General features: G+C 60.9%; 18 protein-coding genes. 12 read left to right on the top strand and 6 right to left on the bottom strand.

Annotated elements, in window-relative coordinates:
• Positions 1-78 precede the first annotated feature (78 nt).
• From J3P95_RS04020 to J3P95_RS04010, 3 genes are all read left to right on the top strand, one after another.
• Positions 79-999 (top strand): LysR family transcriptional regulator, encoded by a 921-nt coding sequence (locus J3P95_RS04020; protein ID WP_434578605.1) that lies wholly within the window; start codon positions 79-81, stop codon positions 997-999.
• Positions 1,000-1,104: 105 nt separating this feature from the next.
• Complete coding sequence (locus J3P95_RS04015) at positions 1,105-1,755, top strand: TetR/AcrR family transcriptional regulator (RefSeq protein WP_186613642.1); 651 nt, start codon at positions 1,105-1,107, stop codon at positions 1,753-1,755.
• A 6-nt stretch (positions 1,756-1,761) separates the two neighbouring features.
• Positions 1,762-2,355, top strand: a complete 594-nt coding sequence (locus tag J3P95_RS04010; protein WP_434578606.1) for an IMPACT family protein — start codon at positions 1,762-1,764, stop codon at positions 2,353-2,355.
• 310 nt (positions 2,356-2,665) lie between these two features.
• Here the strand turns inward: J3P95_RS04010 and J3P95_RS04005 are convergent, their stop codons facing one another.
• Complete coding sequence (locus J3P95_RS04005) at positions 2,666-3,115, bottom strand: hypothetical protein (protein ID WP_434560872.1); 450 nt, start codon at positions 3,113-3,115, stop codon at positions 2,666-2,668.
• A gap of 84 nt (positions 3,116-3,199) precedes the next feature.
• On the opposite strand from J3P95_RS04005, the gene J3P95_RS04000 reads away from it, so the two are divergent.
• From J3P95_RS04000 to J3P95_RS03990, 3 genes are all read left to right on the top strand, one after another.
• Entirely contained in the window at positions 3,200-3,550 is a 351-nt protein-coding gene (locus J3P95_RS04000; protein ID WP_434560870.1) for a MerR family transcriptional regulator, read from the top strand.
• Positions 3,551-3,573: 23 nt separating this feature from the next.
• Positions 3,574-4,260 carry an SDR family oxidoreductase gene (locus J3P95_RS03995; protein ID WP_434560868.1) on the top strand — a complete coding sequence of 229 codons (687 nt, stop codon included), beginning with the start codon at positions 3,574-3,576 and terminating at the stop codon, positions 4,258-4,260.
• A gap of 148 nt (positions 4,261-4,408) precedes the next feature.
• Positions 4,409-5,767 carry an 8-oxoguanine deaminase gene (locus J3P95_RS03990; protein WP_434560866.1) on the top strand — a complete coding sequence of 453 codons (1,359 nt, stop codon included), beginning with the start codon at positions 4,409-4,411 and terminating at the stop codon, positions 5,765-5,767.
• Positions 5,768-5,795: 28 nt separating this feature from the next.
• On the opposite strand, the gene J3P95_RS03985 is transcribed toward J3P95_RS03990, so the two are convergent.
• Positions 5,796-6,887 (bottom strand): calcium:proton antiporter, encoded by a 1,092-nt coding sequence (locus tag J3P95_RS03985; protein WP_434578609.1) that lies wholly within the window; start codon positions 6,885-6,887, stop codon positions 5,796-5,798.
• Positions 6,888-7,074: 187 nt separating this feature from the next.
• Between J3P95_RS03985 and J3P95_RS03980 the strand changes: the two genes are divergently transcribed.
• Positions 7,075-8,028: an adenosine deaminase gene (locus J3P95_RS03980; RefSeq protein ID WP_434560862.1), complete on the top strand. Its 954-nt coding sequence runs from the start codon at positions 7,075-7,077 to the stop codon at positions 8,026-8,028.
• Positions 8,029-8,170: 142 nt separating this feature from the next.
• Here the strand turns inward: J3P95_RS03980 and J3P95_RS03975 are convergent, their stop codons facing one another.
• Together J3P95_RS03975 and J3P95_RS03970 are read right to left on the bottom strand one after the other, a co-directional pair.
• Positions 8,171-9,547 carry an MFS transporter gene (locus tag J3P95_RS03975; protein WP_434560860.1) on the bottom strand — a complete coding sequence of 459 codons (1,377 nt, stop codon included), beginning with the start codon at positions 9,545-9,547 and terminating at the stop codon, positions 8,171-8,173.
• Positions 9,548-9,634: 87 nt separating this feature from the next.
• Entirely contained in the window at positions 9,635-10,369 is a 735-nt protein-coding gene (locus tag J3P95_RS03970; protein ID WP_434560858.1) for an ArsR/SmtB family transcription factor, read from the bottom strand.
• A gap of 391 nt (positions 10,370-10,760) precedes the next feature.
• Here J3P95_RS03970 and J3P95_RS03965 point away from each other — a divergent pair, with 391 nt between their 5' ends.
• Complete coding sequence (locus tag J3P95_RS03965) at positions 10,761-11,774, top strand: zinc-binding alcohol dehydrogenase family protein (RefSeq protein WP_434560856.1); 1,014 nt, start codon at positions 10,761-10,763, stop codon at positions 11,772-11,774.
• A gap of 155 nt (positions 11,775-11,929) precedes the next feature.
• A complete protein-coding gene (locus tag J3P95_RS03960) occupies positions 11,930-12,100 on the top strand; it encodes a hypothetical protein (RefSeq protein ID WP_434560854.1) in 171 nt (56 codons plus the stop codon).
• 1 nt (position 12,101) lies between these two features.
• Here the strand turns inward: J3P95_RS03960 and J3P95_RS03955 are convergent, their stop codons facing one another.
• Both J3P95_RS03955 and J3P95_RS03950 read right to left on the bottom strand, forming a co-directional pair.
• Positions 12,102-13,304: a multidrug effflux MFS transporter gene (locus tag J3P95_RS03955; protein WP_434578612.1), complete on the bottom strand. Its 1,203-nt coding sequence runs from the start codon at positions 13,302-13,304 to the stop codon at positions 12,102-12,104.
• Positions 13,305-13,397: 93 nt separating this feature from the next.
• Positions 13,398-13,595, bottom strand: coding sequence for a heavy-metal-associated domain-containing protein (locus J3P95_RS03950; RefSeq protein ID WP_434560850.1), 198 nt, complete (start codon positions 13,593-13,595; stop codon positions 13,398-13,400).
• 148 nt (positions 13,596-13,743) lie between these two features.
• Between J3P95_RS03950 and J3P95_RS03945 the strand changes: the two genes are divergently transcribed.
• The 3 genes from J3P95_RS03945 (at position 13,744) to cueR (ending at position 17,063) form a co-directional block, all read left to right on the top strand.
• Positions 13,744-14,127: a hypothetical protein gene (locus J3P95_RS03945; RefSeq protein ID WP_434578614.1), complete on the top strand. Its 384-nt coding sequence runs from the start codon at positions 13,744-13,746 to the stop codon at positions 14,125-14,127.
• A 129-nt stretch (positions 14,128-14,256) separates the two neighbouring features.
• Entirely contained in the window at positions 14,257-16,653 is a 2,397-nt protein-coding gene (locus tag J3P95_RS03940; RefSeq protein WP_434578616.1) for a heavy metal translocating P-type ATPase, read from the top strand.
• Positions 16,650-17,063 (top strand): Cu(I)-responsive transcriptional regulator, encoded by a 414-nt coding sequence (cueR, locus tag J3P95_RS03935; RefSeq protein ID WP_434560844.1) that lies wholly within the window; start codon positions 16,650-16,652, stop codon positions 17,061-17,063. Before J3P95_RS03940 ends, cueR begins: the two co-directional genes overlap by 4 nt.
• The last annotated feature ends 146 nt before the right edge of the window (positions 17,064-17,209 follow it).

Raw genomic sequence — 17,209 nt, 5'->3', positions numbered from 1 at the left:
TCTTGCAGCTAAATTGCCACGGGGATAAAGTCGGTGAAATCCAACTTTTCTAACCTTCAGTCGGCAGATCACTAAACTATGAGCGTCCGTCGTTCCGATCCCCTGGCCCAAGTCAGCGACTTCGACATCCGCTTGCTGCGCATTTTCCGAAGCGTGGTGGAATGCGGGGGATTCTCTGCCGCCGAGACGGTACTCGGGATCGGCCGCTCAGCCATCAGCCAGCAGATGAATGATCTGGAACAGCGCCTCGGCCTGCGCCTATGCCAGCGCGGGCGCGCGGGGTTTTCCCTGACGGAAGAAGGCCGCGAAGTCTATCAATCAGCCCTGCAGTTATTGAGCGCGCTGGAAAGCTTTCGTACCGAGGTCAACGGTCTTCACCAGCACCTGCGCGGTGAATTGACCATCGGCCTGACGGACAACCTCGTCACTCTGCCCCATATGCGCATCACTCATGCCTTGGCCCAGTTGAAGGAGCGCGGGCCAGATGTGCAGATCCAGATCCGCATGATCGCTCCCAACGAAGTCGAGCAAGGCGTGCTCGACGGTCGCCTGCATGTCGGTGTAGTTCCCCAGGCCAGCGCTCTTTCCGGCCTCGAATATCAACCGCTCTACAGCGAACGCTCACTGCTGTACTGCGCGGTGGGACATCCGCTGTTTTATGTCGACGACCAGCAGCTTGAAGATGCGCGTCTCGACAGCCAGGACGCCATCGCCCCGACCTTTCGCCTGCCCACCGAAATCCAGGCTCATTACCAGGCGCTCAATTGCACCGCCAGCGCCTCGGACCGCGAAGGCATGGCGTTCCTGATTCTCACCGGGCGTTTTATCGGTTACCTGCCGGATCACTACGCCAATCTGTGGGTCCAGCAAGGCCGGCTGCGAGCACTCAAACCCTTGGCGCGCTTCTACGATTTGAGCCTGGCATCGGTCACGCGCAAGGGTCGTCGCCCGCACCTGGTACTGGAAAGCTTCCTCGAAAGCCTGGCGGCAACCCGCTGAGATGTCTCCAACGCATGGCTTTTATAGCGGTGGTACTTGTCGGATCGGCACCGGTGCGCTATGAACGCATTTGCCCGCTCCCACAGACCCAGCCCGGAAACGTCCATGACCTTTGAAGTTCCCGCCCATGGTGGCAAGCCTACCGGCCGCATTCGTCAAAAGAATGAAGAGACTATCCTCAGGGCCGCCGAGGATGAGTTCGCCCGGCACGGTTTCAAGGGCACCAGCATGAACACCATCGCCGTGAAAGCCGGATTACCCAAGGCGAACCTGCATTACTATTTCACCAACAAGCTCGGGCTCTACGTGGCGGTGCTGAGCAACATCATTCAGTTGTGGGACAGCACGTTCAACTCTCTGACGGCCGAGGATGATCCGGCACAGGCGTTGACCCGCTATATCCGCGCCAAGATGGAGTTTTCCCGGCAGCATCCCCAGGCGTCGCGGATCTTTGCCATGGAGGTGATCAGCGGCGGCGAATGCCTGAGCGAATATTTCAACCAGGACTATCGCGCTTGGTTCAAGGGCCGGGCAGCGGTGTTCCAGGCGTGGATCGATGCGGGCAAAATGGATCCGGTCGATCCGGTGCACCTTATCTTCCTGCTGTGGGGCAGCACCCAACATTACGCCGATTTCGCCACGCAGATCTGCCGCGTGACCGGACGCAGCAAGTTGACCAAGCAAGACATGATCGATGCCGGCGACAACTTGATCCGCATCATCCTCAAAGGCTGCGGCCTGACACCAGACCTCTAGGATTCCATGCCTTATACCCTCGCCGGCTTTTGCGAATACCGAGAAGAAATCCGCAAGAGCCGATTCATTACCTTCGCGGCCCCCATCACCAGCCCCGCCGAGGCCCAGGCCTTTATCGAACAGCACAGCGACCCTGATGCCACGCATAACTGCTGGGCGTGGAAACTGGGTGACCAGTACCGCAGCAACGACGACGGCGAGCCGGGCGGCACCGCCGGGCGCCCTATCCTCGCCGCCATCCAGGCCCAGGATTGCGACCAGGTCGTGGTGCTGGTCATACGCTGGTACGGCGGAGTCCAGTTGGGCACCGGAGGCCTGGCTCGCGCCTACGGCGGTGGCGCCAATAAATGCCTGCAAAACGCCGATAAGATCCAGTCGATCAGCCGCGTGGCGCTGCGCTGTATCTGCGGGTTCGCGGAGCTGGCCCTGGTGAAGCTGCGGATAGCCGAATGCGGTGGCCTGGTCCACACCGAGGAGTTCACCGCCAACGGCGTGAAACTCCAATTAGCGGTGGGTGAAGAGCACATTGAAAGCCTGCAAGCGCGACTGGCCGACTTGAGCCGCGGACAGATATTGCTGGAGCGCCAACACGCCACATGATGCCCAATGCAGCCACCAGACTTGCCCACACCCGCTGTGCACCCGCCTGTGGATAACCTGGGCGCACTACGCTGTAACCCTTTTGTCATGCGGCTTTCCGAGCATTGTTCATTTTTCGTACAAAAAATGCCGACCAAGTCGAATCCCATCAAAAAACAACTGCTTGCAGTGCTTTAGCACCTTTAGAAGAAAGCTGCACCGGGCTTATGCCTGAGTTTTAACCTTGCGCACAATAACTGTGGAGCAACCTGTGGATAACCCGTTCATGGCTTCAACGGCCCCAAGAACAGCATGGGTTGCAGCCGCTTGCTCATTTTTTAACCAGACATGACGAGACAACCGGTTCATGTTGGGCGGTGAGCGCTTCATCCCGAACGGGCAATAGTTGCGCTACGCCCCATACCAGCTCAAAAAACAGGAAAAACCACAGCACGGCACTGGCACCGTGTAACAGCGCATAAAGCTGCCAAACCGAAAACAGGAACCGCGCCGCCGCGTCGTAACGACCATAGATCGACAGAGGATGACGAATCCGCAAGACCGCCCATACGCAGACAATCGAGCCCAAGAGATTCGCCATCAATAAATGCATCGGCTCGAACGGCGGCAGCTGGCCTGGCAGGTTGAACAGTCGGCTGACGCTTTCCAGCAGACCGTGCAGCGCGACAAAACTCCACGGCGTGATAAACGCAGCCGTGACAATCAGGTCGTAGCAAGCACTGGCCCGAACCAATCGACGATATTGCGCAGAAGTCCACATTCACTTTGCTCCAGATAATCGGGAAGCAAAGAGGCTAAAGCCTGGAGTATGCTCGAGGGTCAAGCGCCTTCTCGGAGACCCACGATGCGTATCGGTGAACTGGCCCAGGCCTGTGCCGTCAGCCGCGACACGCTGCGTTTCTATGAGCAGCGAGGCCTGATCGCAGCGCAACGCACCGCCAACGGCTATCGCGACTATCCCGCCGACATGGTGCAACTGGTGCTCTATATCAAGACGGCCCAACGCCTGGGCTTTACCCTTGGCGAAATCGGCAACAGCGTGGCCGCCCTGTGGCATGCCCCGGATCCGGACGTCGCCGTGACGCAATTGCTACACGACAAGCTGAACCTGATCGAAACCCGCATGACCGAACTCGACGCGTTGCGTCACGAGCTGAAACAACGGCTCGGGCAACGTTGTCCATTAAATCCGTGACTTTTTCTTTCAAGGAAGCATTCATGAATTCGGCAAAAAACGCATTGGTCATCGGCGCCTCCCGAGGCCTGGGCCTGGGTCTGGTAAAGACGCTTCTGAGCGATGGCTGGAACGTGATCGCCACCGTGCGCAACCCGCAGAACGCGCAAGCCTTGAAGGCGTTGGGCCCGGTGCGGATTGAAAGGCTCGACATGGACGACCAACAAGCTGTTATCGCCTTGAGTCAGCAGCTCAAGGATCAAATCTTTGACCTGTTGTTCGTCAATGCCGGCGTCAAGGGGCCGGAAAACCAAGCCCCTGGAGGCGCAACACTGGCCGAAGTGGGGCAGTTGTTCTACACCAACGCGGTGGCACCCATTAATCTCGCCCAGCGCTTCGTCGGTCAGATCCGCGACGGCAGCGGCGTGCTGGCGTTCATGAGTTCGGTGCTGGGTAGCGTGACCATGCCCGATGCGCCAGAACTGGCGCTGTACAAGGCAAGCAAGGCCGCGCTCAACTCCATGACCAACAGTTTTGTCGGCCAATTGGGCGACAAGGCATTGACTGTGCTGTCGCTGCATCCGGGCTGGGTGAAGACTGACATGGGCGGTGAAGGTGCCGACCTGGACGTGGAGACCAGTACCCGCGGGCTGATCGACCAGGTCAATGCCTATGCCGCCAAGGGTGGGCATCACTTCGTCAATTACAAAGGCGAAACGATTCCCTGGTAACCCGAACGCGTTCTCGGTCGGGCACTGGATAAGTGCCCGCCAACCTGAGTAAACTCCGAACCTCGCCGTTCCCCGGCGACCCTGGATCAGCAGACAGGGCATCACTGAGCTGGCTAACCTGAACCCACTTTCAGAGGAGCCGGCCACCATGCCTGCGACCCGTACCTGGTTAAAAAATCCCCTCGCCATTTTCACCGGCAACGGCCTCGATGCCCGTGGCGGTCTCGTCCTGCAGGACGGTGTGATCATCGAACTGCTGCGCGCCGGGCAACGTCCCGCGCAACCTTGCGACAGCGTGTTCGACGCTCGCGAACATGTGATCCTGCCGGGACTGATCAACACCCACCATCATTTCTACCAGACCCTGACTCGCGCCTGGGCGCCCGTGGTAAGCGAACCGTTGTTCCCCTGGCTGAAAACCCTCTACCCCGTGTGGGCGCGGCTGACCCCGGCAAAACTCGCGCTGGCAAGCAAAGTGGCGTTGGCTGAGCTGTTGTTGTCGGGCTGCACCACGGCGGCCGACCACCACTATCTGTTTCCCGAAGGCCTGGAAAACGCCATCGACGTGCAGGTAGAAACAGTCCGTGAACTGGGCATGCGCGCAATGCTGACCCGCGGTTCCATGAGCCTGGGCGAAGCGGACGGAGGTTTGCCGCCGCAGCAGACCGTGCAGCAGGGCGAGGTGATTCTCGACGACAGCCAGCGGCTGATTGCTCAATACCACGAGCGCGGTGACGGCGCGCGAATCCAGATCGCCCTGGCGCCCTGCTCGCCGTTTTCCGTCACGCCCGAGATCATGCATGCCAGCGCCGAACTGGCGGAAAAACTCGACGTGCGCCTGCACACGCATTTGGCCGAAACCCTCGACGAAGAAGACTTCTGCCTGCAACGTTTCGGCCTGCGCACGGTGGACTATCTGGACAGTGTCGGCTGGCTCGGCCCCCGCACCTGGCTGGCCCATGGCATCCATTTCAACCCTGACGAAATCACCCGCCTTGGCGCCGCCGGGACCGGCATCTGCCATTGCCCCAGCTCCAATATGCGCCTGGCCTCGGGCATCTGTCCGACGCTTGAGCTGACCGACGCCGGCGCACCGCTGGGCCTGGGCGTGGACGGCTCGGCATCCAACGATGCCTCGAACATGATCCTCGAAACCCGCCAGGCGCTATACATCCAGCGCCTGCGCTATGGCGCGCAAGCGATCACACCGGAGCGCGTGCTCGGCTGGGCGACCCGGGGTTCGGCGCAACTGCTGGGGCGCAGCGACATCGGTGAATTGGCGGTGGGCAAACAGGCCGACCTGGCGCTGTTCAAACTGGATGAACTGCGCTTCTCCGGCAGTCATGACCCGATTTCAGCGCTGCTGCTATGCGGCGCCGACCGGGCGGATCGAGTGATGATCGCCGGGCAATGGCGAGTGATTGACGGGCAGGTCGAGGGGCTGGACCTGAAGGGACTGATTGCCGACCACAGCCAAGCGGCGCGGGAGCTGATCGCAGCCTCCTGATCCCGCCCATAAGGGGGTTGCCCGGGCGTTAAAGTCCCAGCAACGACAACATGATAAAAGTCGCAAAGAGCACAAAGTGAGTCATCCCTTCGATGGCGTTGGTTTCGCCATCGTTGAGGTTGATGGCGCTGACGATCAGGGTGATGAAGATCATCACCGTCTGCACCGGGGTCATCGCCATCTGGAAAGGCTGGCCGGTGTAAAGCGCCATGGCTTCCATCACCGGCACGGTCAGGATCACGGTGGACAGCGACGCCCCCAGCGCGATGTTGACCACCGACTGCATGCGATTGGCGAGGGCTGCGCGCAAGGCAGTGAGGATCTCCGGTGCAGCGGAGATGGCCGCCACCAGGATCGCCGTCACCACCGGCGGCGCGCCCGAGCCTTCCAGCCCCAGGTCGATGGCCTTGGACATGACCTCGGCCAGCGCACCGATGACCACCACGCCAAACACCAGGGCACTGATGGAAAACGCCAGGCTGATGGGCTTCGGCTCGTTTTCTACCGGCTCTTTCCTGCGACGTTTTTCCGGATAGCTGTAGCTGAAGAAATAACTGTGGGGCCCCACCTGCATGCGCACGAACAACGTATACAACACGATCATCGCGCCGATGGTGAATGCCGAATAATGCTTCCAGTTCTCTTGCGGTATGAACTCCGGCACCACCATCGATACCCCCATGGCGGTGAGGATCATCACACTGTAGGTGCGCGCCGAATCGTCGTTATAGACCTGCTCGCCATGCTTGAGCCCGCCCATCAACGCCGCCAGCCCGAGAATACCGTTGATGTCGAGCATGACCGCTGAATAAATCGTGTCCCGCACCAGGGTCGGCGACGCCTCGTTGCTCATCATGATGGCCAGGATCACGACTTCCACCAGCACCGCGGACAAGGTCAAAATCATGGTGCCGTAGGGATCGCCAACCTTTTCCGCCAACAGCTCAGCGTGGTGAGCGACACGCATGGAGGCGGAAACGATAAAACCGATCAGCACCAATCCACCGACCAGCGCCACGACCCGCCCGCTACCCAGCAGCCAATGCTCCAACGGATAAGCGATGAATGCAGCAAGCAGCGCCAGTAACAACAGTTTTTCTTGCTTGATCAACGTGAACATCGTGGGCCTGTCGCCATGGATGGGTCATGAGCTACTAGACTGTGACGTGCCGGGAACGTTTCCTCCAGATGTGACGTAGCTGTCCTCCAGGCATGAACACTTAGTGGATCAGCCGGTCAGGTTTTACCCGACATCGGCGCCCGTCCCTGTAGAATGCCCGCCATCGATTCGCTGATGAGAAAAACACATGTACGACTGGCTTAACGCCCTGCCCAAGGCTGAACTGCATTTGCATCTGGAAGGCTCGCTGGAGCCCGAGCTGTTGTTCGCCCTGGCCGAGCGCAACAAGATCGCCTTGCCCTGGAATGACGTGGACACCCTGCGCCAGGCCTATGCCTTCAACAACCTGCAGGAGTTTCTCGACCTGTATTACCAGGGCGCCGATGTACTGCGCACGTCCCAGGATTTCTACGACCTGACCTGGGCCTATCTGCTGCGCTGCAAGGCACAGAACGTCATCCACACCGAACCGTTCTTCGATCCGCAGACCCACACCGACCGAGGCATTCCATTCGAAGTGGTGCTCAACGGCATCGCCGCCGCGCTCAAGGACGGCGAGCAACAGCTGGGGATCTCCAGCGGCTTGATCCTGAGTTTCCTGCGCCACCTGAGCGAAGAACAGGCCGAAAAAACCCTCGACCAAGCCCTGCCGTTTCGCGATGCGTTCGTCGCCGTGGGCCTGGACAGTTCGGAGATGGGTCATCCACCGAGCAAGTTCCAGCGGGTGTTCGATCGTGCTCGCCATGAGGGTTTCCTGACCGTCGCCCACGCAGGCGAGGAAGGCCCACCCGAGTACATCTGGGAGGCGCTTGACCTGCTGAAGATCCAGCGCATCGACCATGGTGTCCGGGCGATTGAAGACGAGCGGCTGATGCAGCGGATCATCGACGAACAGATCCCCTTGACGGTGTGCCCGTTGTCCAACACCAAGCTGTGCGTGTTCGACGACATGTCGCAGCACAATATCCTCGACATGCTCGAGCGCGGCGTGAAGGTAACGGTCAACTCCGATGACCCGGCGTACTTCGGCGGCTACGTCACCGAAAACTTCCACGCGCTGCATACCCATTTGGGAATGACCCAGGACCAGGCCAAGCGGCTCGCGCAGAACAGCTTGGATGCGCGACTGGTGAAACCTTAAGTCATGTGGCGTTGGTTACTGGAACATCTGTGGCGAGGGAGCTTGCTCCCGCTCGAGCGCGAAGCGCTCGCAATCGGTGAATAGGGTTTGACGAGGGGCTGCAACGCAGCCCAGCGGGAGCAAGCTCCCTCGCCACAGGGTGTCATCGTCCCCCCTCGCTCAACTCCTCCAGCGTCTTGCCCCGCGTCTCCATGCCAAACAACCAGACCACGCCCGCCGCCACGGCAAAGCACAGTGCGCCGAGGGCGAACACGCCGCCCTGGCCGGTGATAGGAAATACCAGTCCGGTCACCATGGGCCCGAGCAGGGAACCGATGCGCCCGACCGCCGAGGCGAAGCCCGAACCGGTGGCTCGGGCTGAGGTGGGATAGAGCTCCGGCGTATAGGTGTAGAGCACCGCCCACATGCCGAACAGGAAGAACTGCATCAGCAGACCGGTACCGATCAGCAAGCCGATGTTGCCGCCGAACACCGCGCTCTGGCCGTAAAGAAACGCCATCGCCCCGCCGCCCAGCAACGTGGTGACGCACACCGGCTTGCGTCCCCAACGTTCCACCAGCCACGCCGCCATCAGGAAACCGGGGATCCCGCCGAGGGAAATCAGCACGGTGTAATACACCGATTGGGTCACGGCGAATCCCGACTGCTGCAACAACGCGCTGAGCCAGGACGTCAGGCCATAGAAACCGAGCAAGGCAAAGAACCAGACACTCCAGATCATCATCGTGCGCTGGCGGTACAGCGGTGACCAGATCTGCGTCAGGGCCGAGAAGAAATTGCCGGGAACGCTGGCCAGCCTTGGCAGGCGAATCGGCTCAGGCAAGTCGCGCCCTCCCAGCGAAACCCGGACCTTCTCTTCGATCCGCTTAAGCACGGCATCCGCCTCGTCACCTCGACCAGCCTGTTCAAGCCAACGCGGCGATTCTGGAATGAAAAAACGAATCGCCAAGACGAACACCGCCGGCACCGCCAGTACCAGGAAGATGTCCCGCCAGCCAATCACGGGGAGCAGAAAATAAGACAGCACCCCGGCCGCCACGAAGCCCAGCGGCCAAAAACCGTCCATCAGGGCGATGTAACGCCCTCGGCGCTTCGCAGGAATCAGCTCCGAGAGCATCGATTGGGCAATCGGGAATTCCATGCCCATGCCGACACCCAGCAGGACCCGAAACAGCGTCAAGGTCTCGACGTCCTGAGCGGTGGAGCACAGGTAACTGGCAATCCCCCACAGCACGATGCTCCATTGGAACACCGGTTTGCGGCCAAAACGATCGGCCAACATGCCCGACAACGAAGCCCCCACCACCATGCCAAAGAAGCTGGAGCTGGCAAGCAACCCAGCCTGGGCGGAGCTCAGGCCGAACTCGGCTTTGATCGAGCCCAGCAGGAACGTCATCATTGCCAGGTCCATGGAGTCGAAGAAAAAAGCCAAGGCGATAATGATGAAAATGACCCGGTGGTAGCCGCTGATGGGCAACCGTTCCAGTCTTTCCGCTGCACTGTAGGCGTGAGTGTCCATGTTGCGCTCCCCAATCCGATAGAACCCCGGACCGAGTGTGCGCGAACCTCGCAGGCGGCTATTGCTGATTGCGACCTGTCTACCGCCCTAGAGCGCCATTTCCATAGTCTCCTGCCTGGCGAACCGATGGATTTCCTGTTGACCAAGCGCCGTTACTTGCAAGGCCCTTGAGTCATTGGGCAGGCTCAGCCAGCCGGACTGCATGAATAATTGCAGCAGCGCCGCCCCCAGCGCGCCCCCCAGGTGCGGACGCCGCTCGCTCCAATCGGGGCAGGCGCAAGCAACCCGGGCGTTGCGATGGGCCAGTGCCTGGATAAACAGGCCGCGTCCGGCCAACTGATTGGCGCCTTTGTGGGTCACTATCACCCGCTGCTCACATTGCTCAAGCCACCCGGCATCCAATAGCTGCTGATACAGGTCCGCCGCCAGCGTGCCCCCCAGATGGTCATCACAAAGCCTGGCGCGCATCAACGAAGCGGGAGCCGTCGGCGCCTTGGTGGCCAGCAGGCCGCGCTTGAAGACGTCCGGAACCTGTCGCGGCGTACTGGCGAGGGTTGCGCTCGCCAGCGCCTCGACAGCTGCGCCAATCTCGGGCGCCGCCAGGCGAAAGAAGCGCTTGCGTCCGCGAACTTCAACTTTCAACAGGCCCCCGGTGAAAAGGCGTCCCAGGTGGGCGTTGGCCGAGGATGGCGAAAGCCCAGCCAGCAAAGCCAATTCGTCGGCTTGTCGGGCGGTGCCATCCATTAACGCCCACATCATTGCGCTGCGCTTCGGGTCGGCCAGCAGCGTGGCAATCTGGCTGATGCAAGGTGCATGTTCCATGTATTCACTCCCTGTTGAATCATTCGTCTACTGCTTTGGGGCATGTTGACCCGTAAGAAGGTGCCGCCCAAAGCGGCTGACCGCCTGGATGGCCGGCATGCCCGTCCGGGCGTCGCCTTGTGCCGGCGGAGACAGCGGGGTCCAAATTGTTAGTCGCCATCCTCGTTGCCGCGCCGATACAGGCGGCCGCTAGTATAAGCGTGTGGGCCAAGGTTGCCTGTCCTCCGGAAACCTTTGGAGGCGATTGTTGGTGAGGGAAAAGTCTCTATTTACCAGCGACTAATGGTCATTATCAAAAAATCGCTGAAAGACCCTGTTGGTTTAGCCACTTTTATCTCGAATTCAAATGACCAAACATGGCCGCCAACATACCCACTCACGGAGCCACTTCATGAAAGCCATTGCGTACTACCGATCCCTGCCCATCAGCGATTCGCAATCGCTGCAGGACATCGAGCTGCCCACCCCCGTCGCCGGCCCCAGGGACTTGCTGGTGGAAGTCAAAGCGATTTCAGTCAACCCCGTCGATACCAAGGTCCGCCAAAACGTACAGCCTGAGGACGGCGTGGCCAAGGTGCTGGGCTGGGATGTGGCGGGCGTGGTCAAGGCGGTTGGCAACGACGTCACGCTGTTCAAGGCGGGTGACAAGGTGTTCTACGCGGGCTCCATTGCCCGCGCCGGTGGCAACAGCGAATTGCACGTGGTGGATGAGCGCATCGTCGGTCATATGCCGAAGATCCTCGGTTTTGCTGAAGCCGCCGCGCTGCCGCTGACGTCCATTACCGCCTGGGAACTGCTGTTCGACCGATTGCAAATCAACGAAGGCCAGGACGATCAGGGCCAGAGCCTGCTGATTGTCGGTGCCGCGGGCGGCGTGGGATCGATCCTGACACAATTGGCCAGCCAGCTCACCGGCCTGAAGGTCATCGGTACCGCTTCCCGCCCACAGACAGAGGAATGGGTACGAGGCCTGGGCGCCGACCTGGTGGTTGACCACAGCCAGCCGTTGGCCGAGGTCCTCAAGAAAGCGGGCCTGGGCCATGTGACCCACGTCGCCAGCCTGACGCAGACCGACCAGCATCTGGACCAGTTGGTCGAAGTCCTCGCACCCCAAGGCAAACTGGCGCTGATCGACGATCCCAAGTCCCTTGACGTGACCAAGCTCAAGCGCAAGAGCCTGTCGTTGCATTGGGAATTCATGTACACCCGCTCACTGTTCGAGACCGCCGATATGCTTGAACAACACAAACTGCTCAATCGCGTCGCCGGGCTGATCGACGCCGGCACGCTGAAGACCACCGTCGGCGAGCATTTCGGCACCATCAATGCCGAAAACCTGCGCCGGGCTCATACATTGCTTGAGAGCGGGAAGGCCAAGGGCAAGATTGTGCTTGAGGGGTTCTGATTGCGGGGATGGGCAAGCCAGATACCTGGCTTGCCCATCCCCGTATGGAAACCTGCACCGTCAGTCCGACAATTGACCGTCGTCACAACTGCGCCCGCATTCCGGTCTACACTCGAGGCCTTTGCAACGCAGTCTTTTACACGAGGAGGTCAGCAATGAAGATCCTGATAAAAGCAGTGGCAAAATCCCAATGGCAAGTGCGCCTTGACCAGCATGTCGTGACCTTTCGCACCGAGGCCGAAGCCCAGGCTTTCGCCAATACCCTGCAAGCGCGCATTCATGCGCCACATCATTTTCCCGAGCATCAGCAGCGCGCGGCCGGTTGAATCAATCCGGCTGGCCCGCCTGAGCGAGTGCCTGGGCATCCTGCAGACGGCGGGTCAGCATTGCCGCACCCACCACCAATAGTCCGCAGAGGCTGATGACGATCGCCATCGGCACCGCGGTGCCATCATGCAGCGCCGCCACCAGGGCAGCAGCCCCGGCAGCCACCGAAAACTGCAAGCACCCGAGCATTGCCGAAGCACTCCCGGCCCGGGCGCCCTGCCCGTTCATGGCGCACGCAGAAGCATTTGGAATGATGCAACCCAGGCTGGCGATGCAGATGAACAATGGAATCAATAGCGGCCACAATTGCTCCGGCTGCATGGCGCTGACAGCCAACAGGCTGAGCCCGGCGAGCAGGTAGACCCATACCGCGCGGGTCAGCAGGAATGCTGGGCCGCGCTTGGACAACAGCCGCGCATTGACCTGCGCAACCAAAATGAAGCCCGCCGCGTTGGTGCCGAACAGCCAGCCGAAATGTTCGGCCGGCACGCCATAGAGCTTGATGAAAACGAACGGCGAACCGGCGATGTAGGCAAACATCCCGGCAATCGCAATACCACCCGTCAGGGCATGCCCCAGGTAAACCGAGTCTTTGAGCAGCCGGCCATATTGACGCAACGCACCGGACAATGGTTGGCGAGGTACATGGTCCGGCAAGCTTTCAGGCAACCACAAGGCAACCGCCGTTGCCGCGAGTGCACTGAACACTGTCAAGCAGATGAAAATCGATTGCCAACCGTGCAAGTTCACCAGCAGGCCGCCGAGCATCGGCGCGAGGATCGGCGCCAGGCCCATCACCAGCATCAGTTGCGAAAACACCTTGGCCGAGCCCACCGCGTCGCATTTGTCGCTGACCACCGCACGCGAAATCACCATCCCCGCGCATCCGCCCAAGGCCTGGACGAAGCGCGCGCCAATCAGCCATTCGAGGCTCGGCGCATACGCGCAGGCCAGGGAAGCCACGGTGAACAAGCCGACGCCGGTGAGCAAAGGCACACGCCGCCCAAAGCGATCCGTCACCGGCCCATAGGCCAATTGCCCGAGGGACAGCCCGAGAAAATAGGCCGCCAGAGTCAGTTGGATATGGTTTTCGTCGGTTCCGAAGGCAGTTGCCATCGCCGGAAAGGCCGGCAGATAGAAATCGATCGCCAAGGGACCGAAAGCGCTCAAGGCGCCAAGAATCAGAATGGTACGGAGGTTCATCGGGCGTCCAGCTCAGGTCAGTCGGCAGCCCGACAGTCTAGCCGGGCTCGACGCTCTTGAACATTCCGATAGGTCGCTAACGATTAAAATGTTTCAAGCAGGACTGACTTCATATCCTTCTTCTTGGATTGCCTGAATCACGGCATCGGGCGACAACGTGCTTTGGACTTCAACGGTCTTGGCGCCCAGATCGATCTTTACTTCGGCTCCCGCGTCTTTGGTCTGAAGAGCCTGGGTAATGGCCTTGACACAATGACCGCAGGACATTCCCTGAACACTGAATATCTGCATGAAATGACTCCTTGGAATTGAGGTTGCCTGAAGTTTCAAGCTTGCCATCATGGCAAGGTCAAGTTCTGGCGAAAACTGCCGGGCTGGCAATCGGCGTCGCGCTCGGCCAAGCTGCACTTATCAAGGATTTCACACCGGAGGTTCAGCCATGCGCTGGTCAGCGTTCAGTCTGTTTTGCATGCTCGGTTTTTCAGCGGTGGCCCCCCAGACGTTGGGCGCCGGCGAGGATTACGGCGTGTTGATCATTTCTCGCGAGCGCCTGGAGGTGTCCACCAATTGCGAAATCGGCATCTACATCCAGGATCAGCTCTCGGCTAGGCTATTCCAGGAGCAAAGCACCTCGTTCAACCTGCCACCGGGCCAGTTTTCCCTGCGCCTGAAGCTGTTGCCAGGCCAGGCCCCGGGCTGTAATCCGGGCATGCTCGCGCCTGGATCGCAGAACATCACGCTCAAGGCCGGCGATATTTTGAAATACCGCATCGCCATGACTGAACAAGGCATGTACCTCAAGCAGGCTGGGCTCGGTTACTGACCCGTCATAAGCGAAGGGCGCGGGTTTGCCCCGCTCCCCAGGGTTTGAGTCACTCCTGAAGACTGGCGCTTGACCTTGCCAGCATGGCAAGGTTGATCCTGTGGTCATCCACTACAGGGAGCCTGACCCATGCCCGAATCCACTACCTTCGATCTGCCGATCTCCGGCATGACCTGCGCCAGCTGTGCCGGACGGGTCGAGCGCGCCTTGAGCAAAGTCGCTGGCGCTAGCGCCGTCAGCGTCAACCTGGCAACGGAACAGGCGCGGATCCAGGCACCCAAAGAAAGCCTGCCGGCCTTGATGCAGGCGGTTGAGCAGGCAGGCTATAGCGTTCCCGTCCAAACCCTGGAGTTGAGCATCGAAGGCATGACCTGCGCTTCCTGCGTCGGGCGTGTCGAACGGGCGCTGGTTAAAGTCGCCGGTGTCAACCGTGCCAGCGTGAATCTGGCCAATGAGCGCGCGCACCTCGAATTACTTGGGCAGGTCGATCCGCAAAGCTTGGTCGAGGCGGTCAAGCGCGCCGGTTACGACGCCAGCGTCTGGCAAGCCGAGCAGCCTCCTCCCACAGCACAAACCGATCATCTGAAGCGTGAGCGCTTGGCCCTGGTCCTGGCGATTCTGCTGTCCATCCCGCTGGTATTGCCGATGTTGCTGGAGCCGCTTGGCGTGCACTGGATGCTGCCGGCCTGGGCGCAGTTCGCCTTGGCGACGCCGGTGCAATTCATCTTCGGTGCGCGTTTTTACCTTGCAGCGTTCAAAGCTGTCCGCGCCGGCGCGGGGAACATGGACCTGCTGGTAGCGTTGGGCACCAGCGCCGGCTATGGCCTGAGCCTCTATGAATGGGCAACGGCCCGGCCGGCCAGCATGCCGCACTTGTACTTCGAGGCGTCAGCCGTGGTGATTGCCTTGGTGTTGCTGGGCAAATACCTGGAAAGCCGCGCCAAGCGACAAACCGCCAGCGCCATCCGCGCCCTTGAAGCCTTGCGACCGGAACGGGCGATCCAAGTCATTGACGGAGAGGAACGCGACGTCGCGATCAGCGCCCTGCGTTTGAATGATCAGGTGCTGGTCAAGCCCGGCGAACGCTTTCCGGTGGACGGCGAAGTGCTGGAAGGCCAGAGCCACGCCGACGAAGCGCTGATCAGCGGCGAAAGCCTGCCGGTGCCCAAGCAACCCGGCGACAAGGTCACCGGCGGCGCCATCAATGGCGAAGGCCGCTTGCTGGTGCGCACCCAGGCACTGGGCGCCGAGACCGTGCTGGCGCGCATCATCCGCTTGGTGGAAGACGCCCAGGCGGCCAAGGCGCCCATTCAAAAGCTGGTGGACAAAGTCAGCCAGGTATTCGTCCCGGTCGTATTGGTGCTGGCGCTCGCCACGCTGCTCGGCTGGTGGCTGTACGGTGCGCCGCTGGAGACGGCGTTGATCAATGCCGTTGCCGTGCTGGTGATCGCCTGCCCGTGCGCCCTGGGCCTGGCGACGCCGACGGCGATCATGGCCGGCACTGGCGTCGCCGCGCGTCACGGGATTCTAATCAAGGACGCCGAGGCGCTGGAGCGCGCCCACGCCGTCAACACCGTCGTGTTTGACAAGACCGGGACCTTGACGTCCGGCACGCCGCGCATCGCTCACTTGACCGCGCTCGACGGCGACCGGGACACGCTGCTGAGGTTGGCGGGTGCCCTGCAGCGGGGCAGCGAACATCCACTGGCCAAAGCGGTGTTGGACGCCTGTGCCGAGCGAGGCTTGAACGTACCGGATGTCAGCGATAGCCAATCCCTGACCGGACGCGGCATCGCCGGCAGCCTCGATGGGCGCCGCCTGGCCCTGGGCAATCGACGTTTGCTGGAAGAACTCGCGCTGAGCCCCGGTTCGCTGGGCGAGTCGGCGCAGGCTTGGGAAAGCGAAGGCCGGACGCTGTCCTGGCTGATCGAACAAGGCACGACACCTCGGGTCCTGGGCCTGTTTGCCTTCGGCGACACGCTCAAGCCGGGGGCTCTCGCTGCGGTTGAAGCCTTGGACCAGCGGCATATCGCCAGCCACTTGCTCACGGGGGATAACCACGGCAGCGCCCGGGTTGTCGCCCAGGCGTTGGGCATCACCAGCGTCCATGCCGAAGTATTGCCGGCCGATAAATCCGCCATCGTCGAGCAACTGAAAAGCCATTCGGTGGTCGCGATGGTCGGCGACGGTATCAACGACGCTCCAGCACTGGCTGCCGCAGACATCGGCATCGCCATGGGCGGCGGCACCGACGTAGCGATGCACGCCGCTGGCATCACCCTGATGCGCGGCGATCCGCGCCTGGTACCGGCGGCGCTGGACATCAGCCGCAAGACCTACGCCAAGATCCGCCAGAACCTGTTCTGGGCCTTCGTCTATAACCTGATCGGCATCCCGTTGGCGGCGTTCGGCCTGCTCAACCCGGTGCTGGCCGGCGCAGCCATGGCGCTGTCGAGCGTCAGCGTGGTGAGCAATGCATTACTGTTGAAGTTCTGGACGCCCAAGCACTTGGAGGACAAGCGATGAACATCGGCCAAGCGGCCCGCCAGAGCGGGCTGAGCGCGAAGATGATCCGGTATTACGAATCCACCGGCCTGCTCAAGCCAGCCCATCGCACGGACAGCGGTTATCGGATCTATGGCAAGGAGGACCTGCACACGCTGGCCTTCATCAAGCGTTCCCGGGACTTGGGGTTTTCTCTGGAGGAAGTCGGCAAATTGCTGACCCTGTGGCAAGACCGCCAACGCGCCAGCGCCGACGTCAAGACGCTGGCGCGGCAACACATCGACGACTTGAACCAGAAAATCCGCGAACTGGCCGAACTGCGCGACACCCTTCAGGACCTGGTGGATCATTGCCACGGCGACCATCGCCCGGACTGCCCGATCCTCAAGGAACTGGCATCGGGATGCTGCAAGGAAACAGCGCAAGCCTGAGCACTGGACAGCAGGCGCTGAGTGGAGGCGTTGCCCTAACAAAAAACCCGGCCGGGGCCGTAACGCTGTTCACTTAAGGCAATCGACAAAACCGTGGCGAGGGAGCTTGCTCCCGCTGGGCCGCGAAGCGGCCCTAAAACCTGCCA

It is taken from the genome of Pseudomonas sp. Z5-35, assembly GCF_051131945.1.
Classification (GTDB): Bacteria; Pseudomonadota; Gammaproteobacteria; order Pseudomonadales; family Pseudomonadaceae; genus Aquipseudomonas; species Aquipseudomonas marvdashtae.
Note: the sequence above shows the minus strand (reverse complement) of the source record. Positions and strands in the feature narration are given on the sequence as shown.

What these genes read in the sequence shown, in the direction of transcription:
- J3P95_RS04005 (WP_434560872.1), bottom strand. Translation starts at nt 3,115, where the DNA reads ATGTGGACTTCTGCGCAATATCGTCGATTGGTTCGGGCCAGTGCTTGC.
- J3P95_RS03945 (WP_434578614.1), top strand. Translation starts at nt 13,744, where the DNA reads ATGCGCTGGTCAGCGTTCAGTCTGTTTTGCATGCTCGGTTTTTCAGCG.
- J3P95_RS03965 (WP_434560856.1), top strand. Translation starts at nt 10,761, where the DNA reads ATGAAAGCCATTGCGTACTACCGATCCCTGCCCATCAGCGATTCGCAA.
- J3P95_RS03975 (WP_434560860.1), bottom strand. Translation starts at nt 9,547, where the DNA reads ATGGACACTCACGCCTACAGTGCAGCGGAAAGACTGGAACGGTTGCCC.
- J3P95_RS04010 (WP_434578606.1), top strand. Translation starts at nt 1,762, where the DNA reads ATGCCTTATACCCTCGCCGGCTTTTGCGAATACCGAGAAGAAATCCGC.
- J3P95_RS03960 (WP_434560854.1), top strand. Translation starts at nt 11,930, where the DNA reads ATGAAGATCCTGATAAAAGCAGTGGCAAAATCCCAATGGCAAGTGCGC.
- J3P95_RS03980 (WP_434560862.1), top strand. Translation starts at nt 7,075, where the DNA reads ATGTACGACTGGCTTAACGCCCTGCCCAAGGCTGAACTGCATTTGCAT.
- J3P95_RS03940 (WP_434578616.1), top strand. Translation starts at nt 14,257, where the DNA reads ATGCCCGAATCCACTACCTTCGATCTGCCGATCTCCGGCATGACCTGC.
- J3P95_RS03955 (WP_434578612.1), bottom strand. Translation starts at nt 13,304, where the DNA reads ATGAACCTCCGTACCATTCTGATTCTTGGCGCCTTGAGCGCTTTCGGT.
- J3P95_RS03950 (WP_434560850.1), bottom strand. Translation starts at nt 13,595, where the DNA reads ATGCAGATATTCAGTGTTCAGGGAATGTCCTGCGGTCATTGTGTCAAG.
- J3P95_RS04015 (WP_186613642.1), top strand. Translation starts at nt 1,105, where the DNA reads ATGACCTTTGAAGTTCCCGCCCATGGTGGCAAGCCTACCGGCCGCATT.
- J3P95_RS03990 (WP_434560866.1), top strand. Translation starts at nt 4,409, where the DNA reads ATGCCTGCGACCCGTACCTGGTTAAAAAATCCCCTCGCCATTTTCACC.
- J3P95_RS04020 (WP_434578605.1), top strand. Translation starts at nt 79, where the DNA reads ATGAGCGTCCGTCGTTCCGATCCCCTGGCCCAAGTCAGCGACTTCGAC.
- J3P95_RS03970 (WP_434560858.1), bottom strand. Translation starts at nt 10,369, where the DNA reads ATGGAACATGCACCTTGCATCAGCCAGATTGCCACGCTGCTGGCCGAC.
- J3P95_RS03995 (WP_434560868.1), top strand. Translation starts at nt 3,574, where the DNA reads ATGAATTCGGCAAAAAACGCATTGGTCATCGGCGCCTCCCGAGGCCTG.
- J3P95_RS03985 (WP_434578609.1), bottom strand. Translation starts at nt 6,887, where the DNA reads ATGTTCACGTTGATCAAGCAAGAAAAACTGTTGTTACTGGCGCTGCTT.
- cueR (WP_434560844.1), top strand. Translation starts at nt 16,650, where the DNA reads ATGAACATCGGCCAAGCGGCCCGCCAGAGCGGGCTGAGCGCGAAGATG.
- J3P95_RS04000 (WP_434560870.1), top strand. Translation starts at nt 3,200, where the DNA reads ATGCGTATCGGTGAACTGGCCCAGGCCTGTGCCGTCAGCCGCGACACG.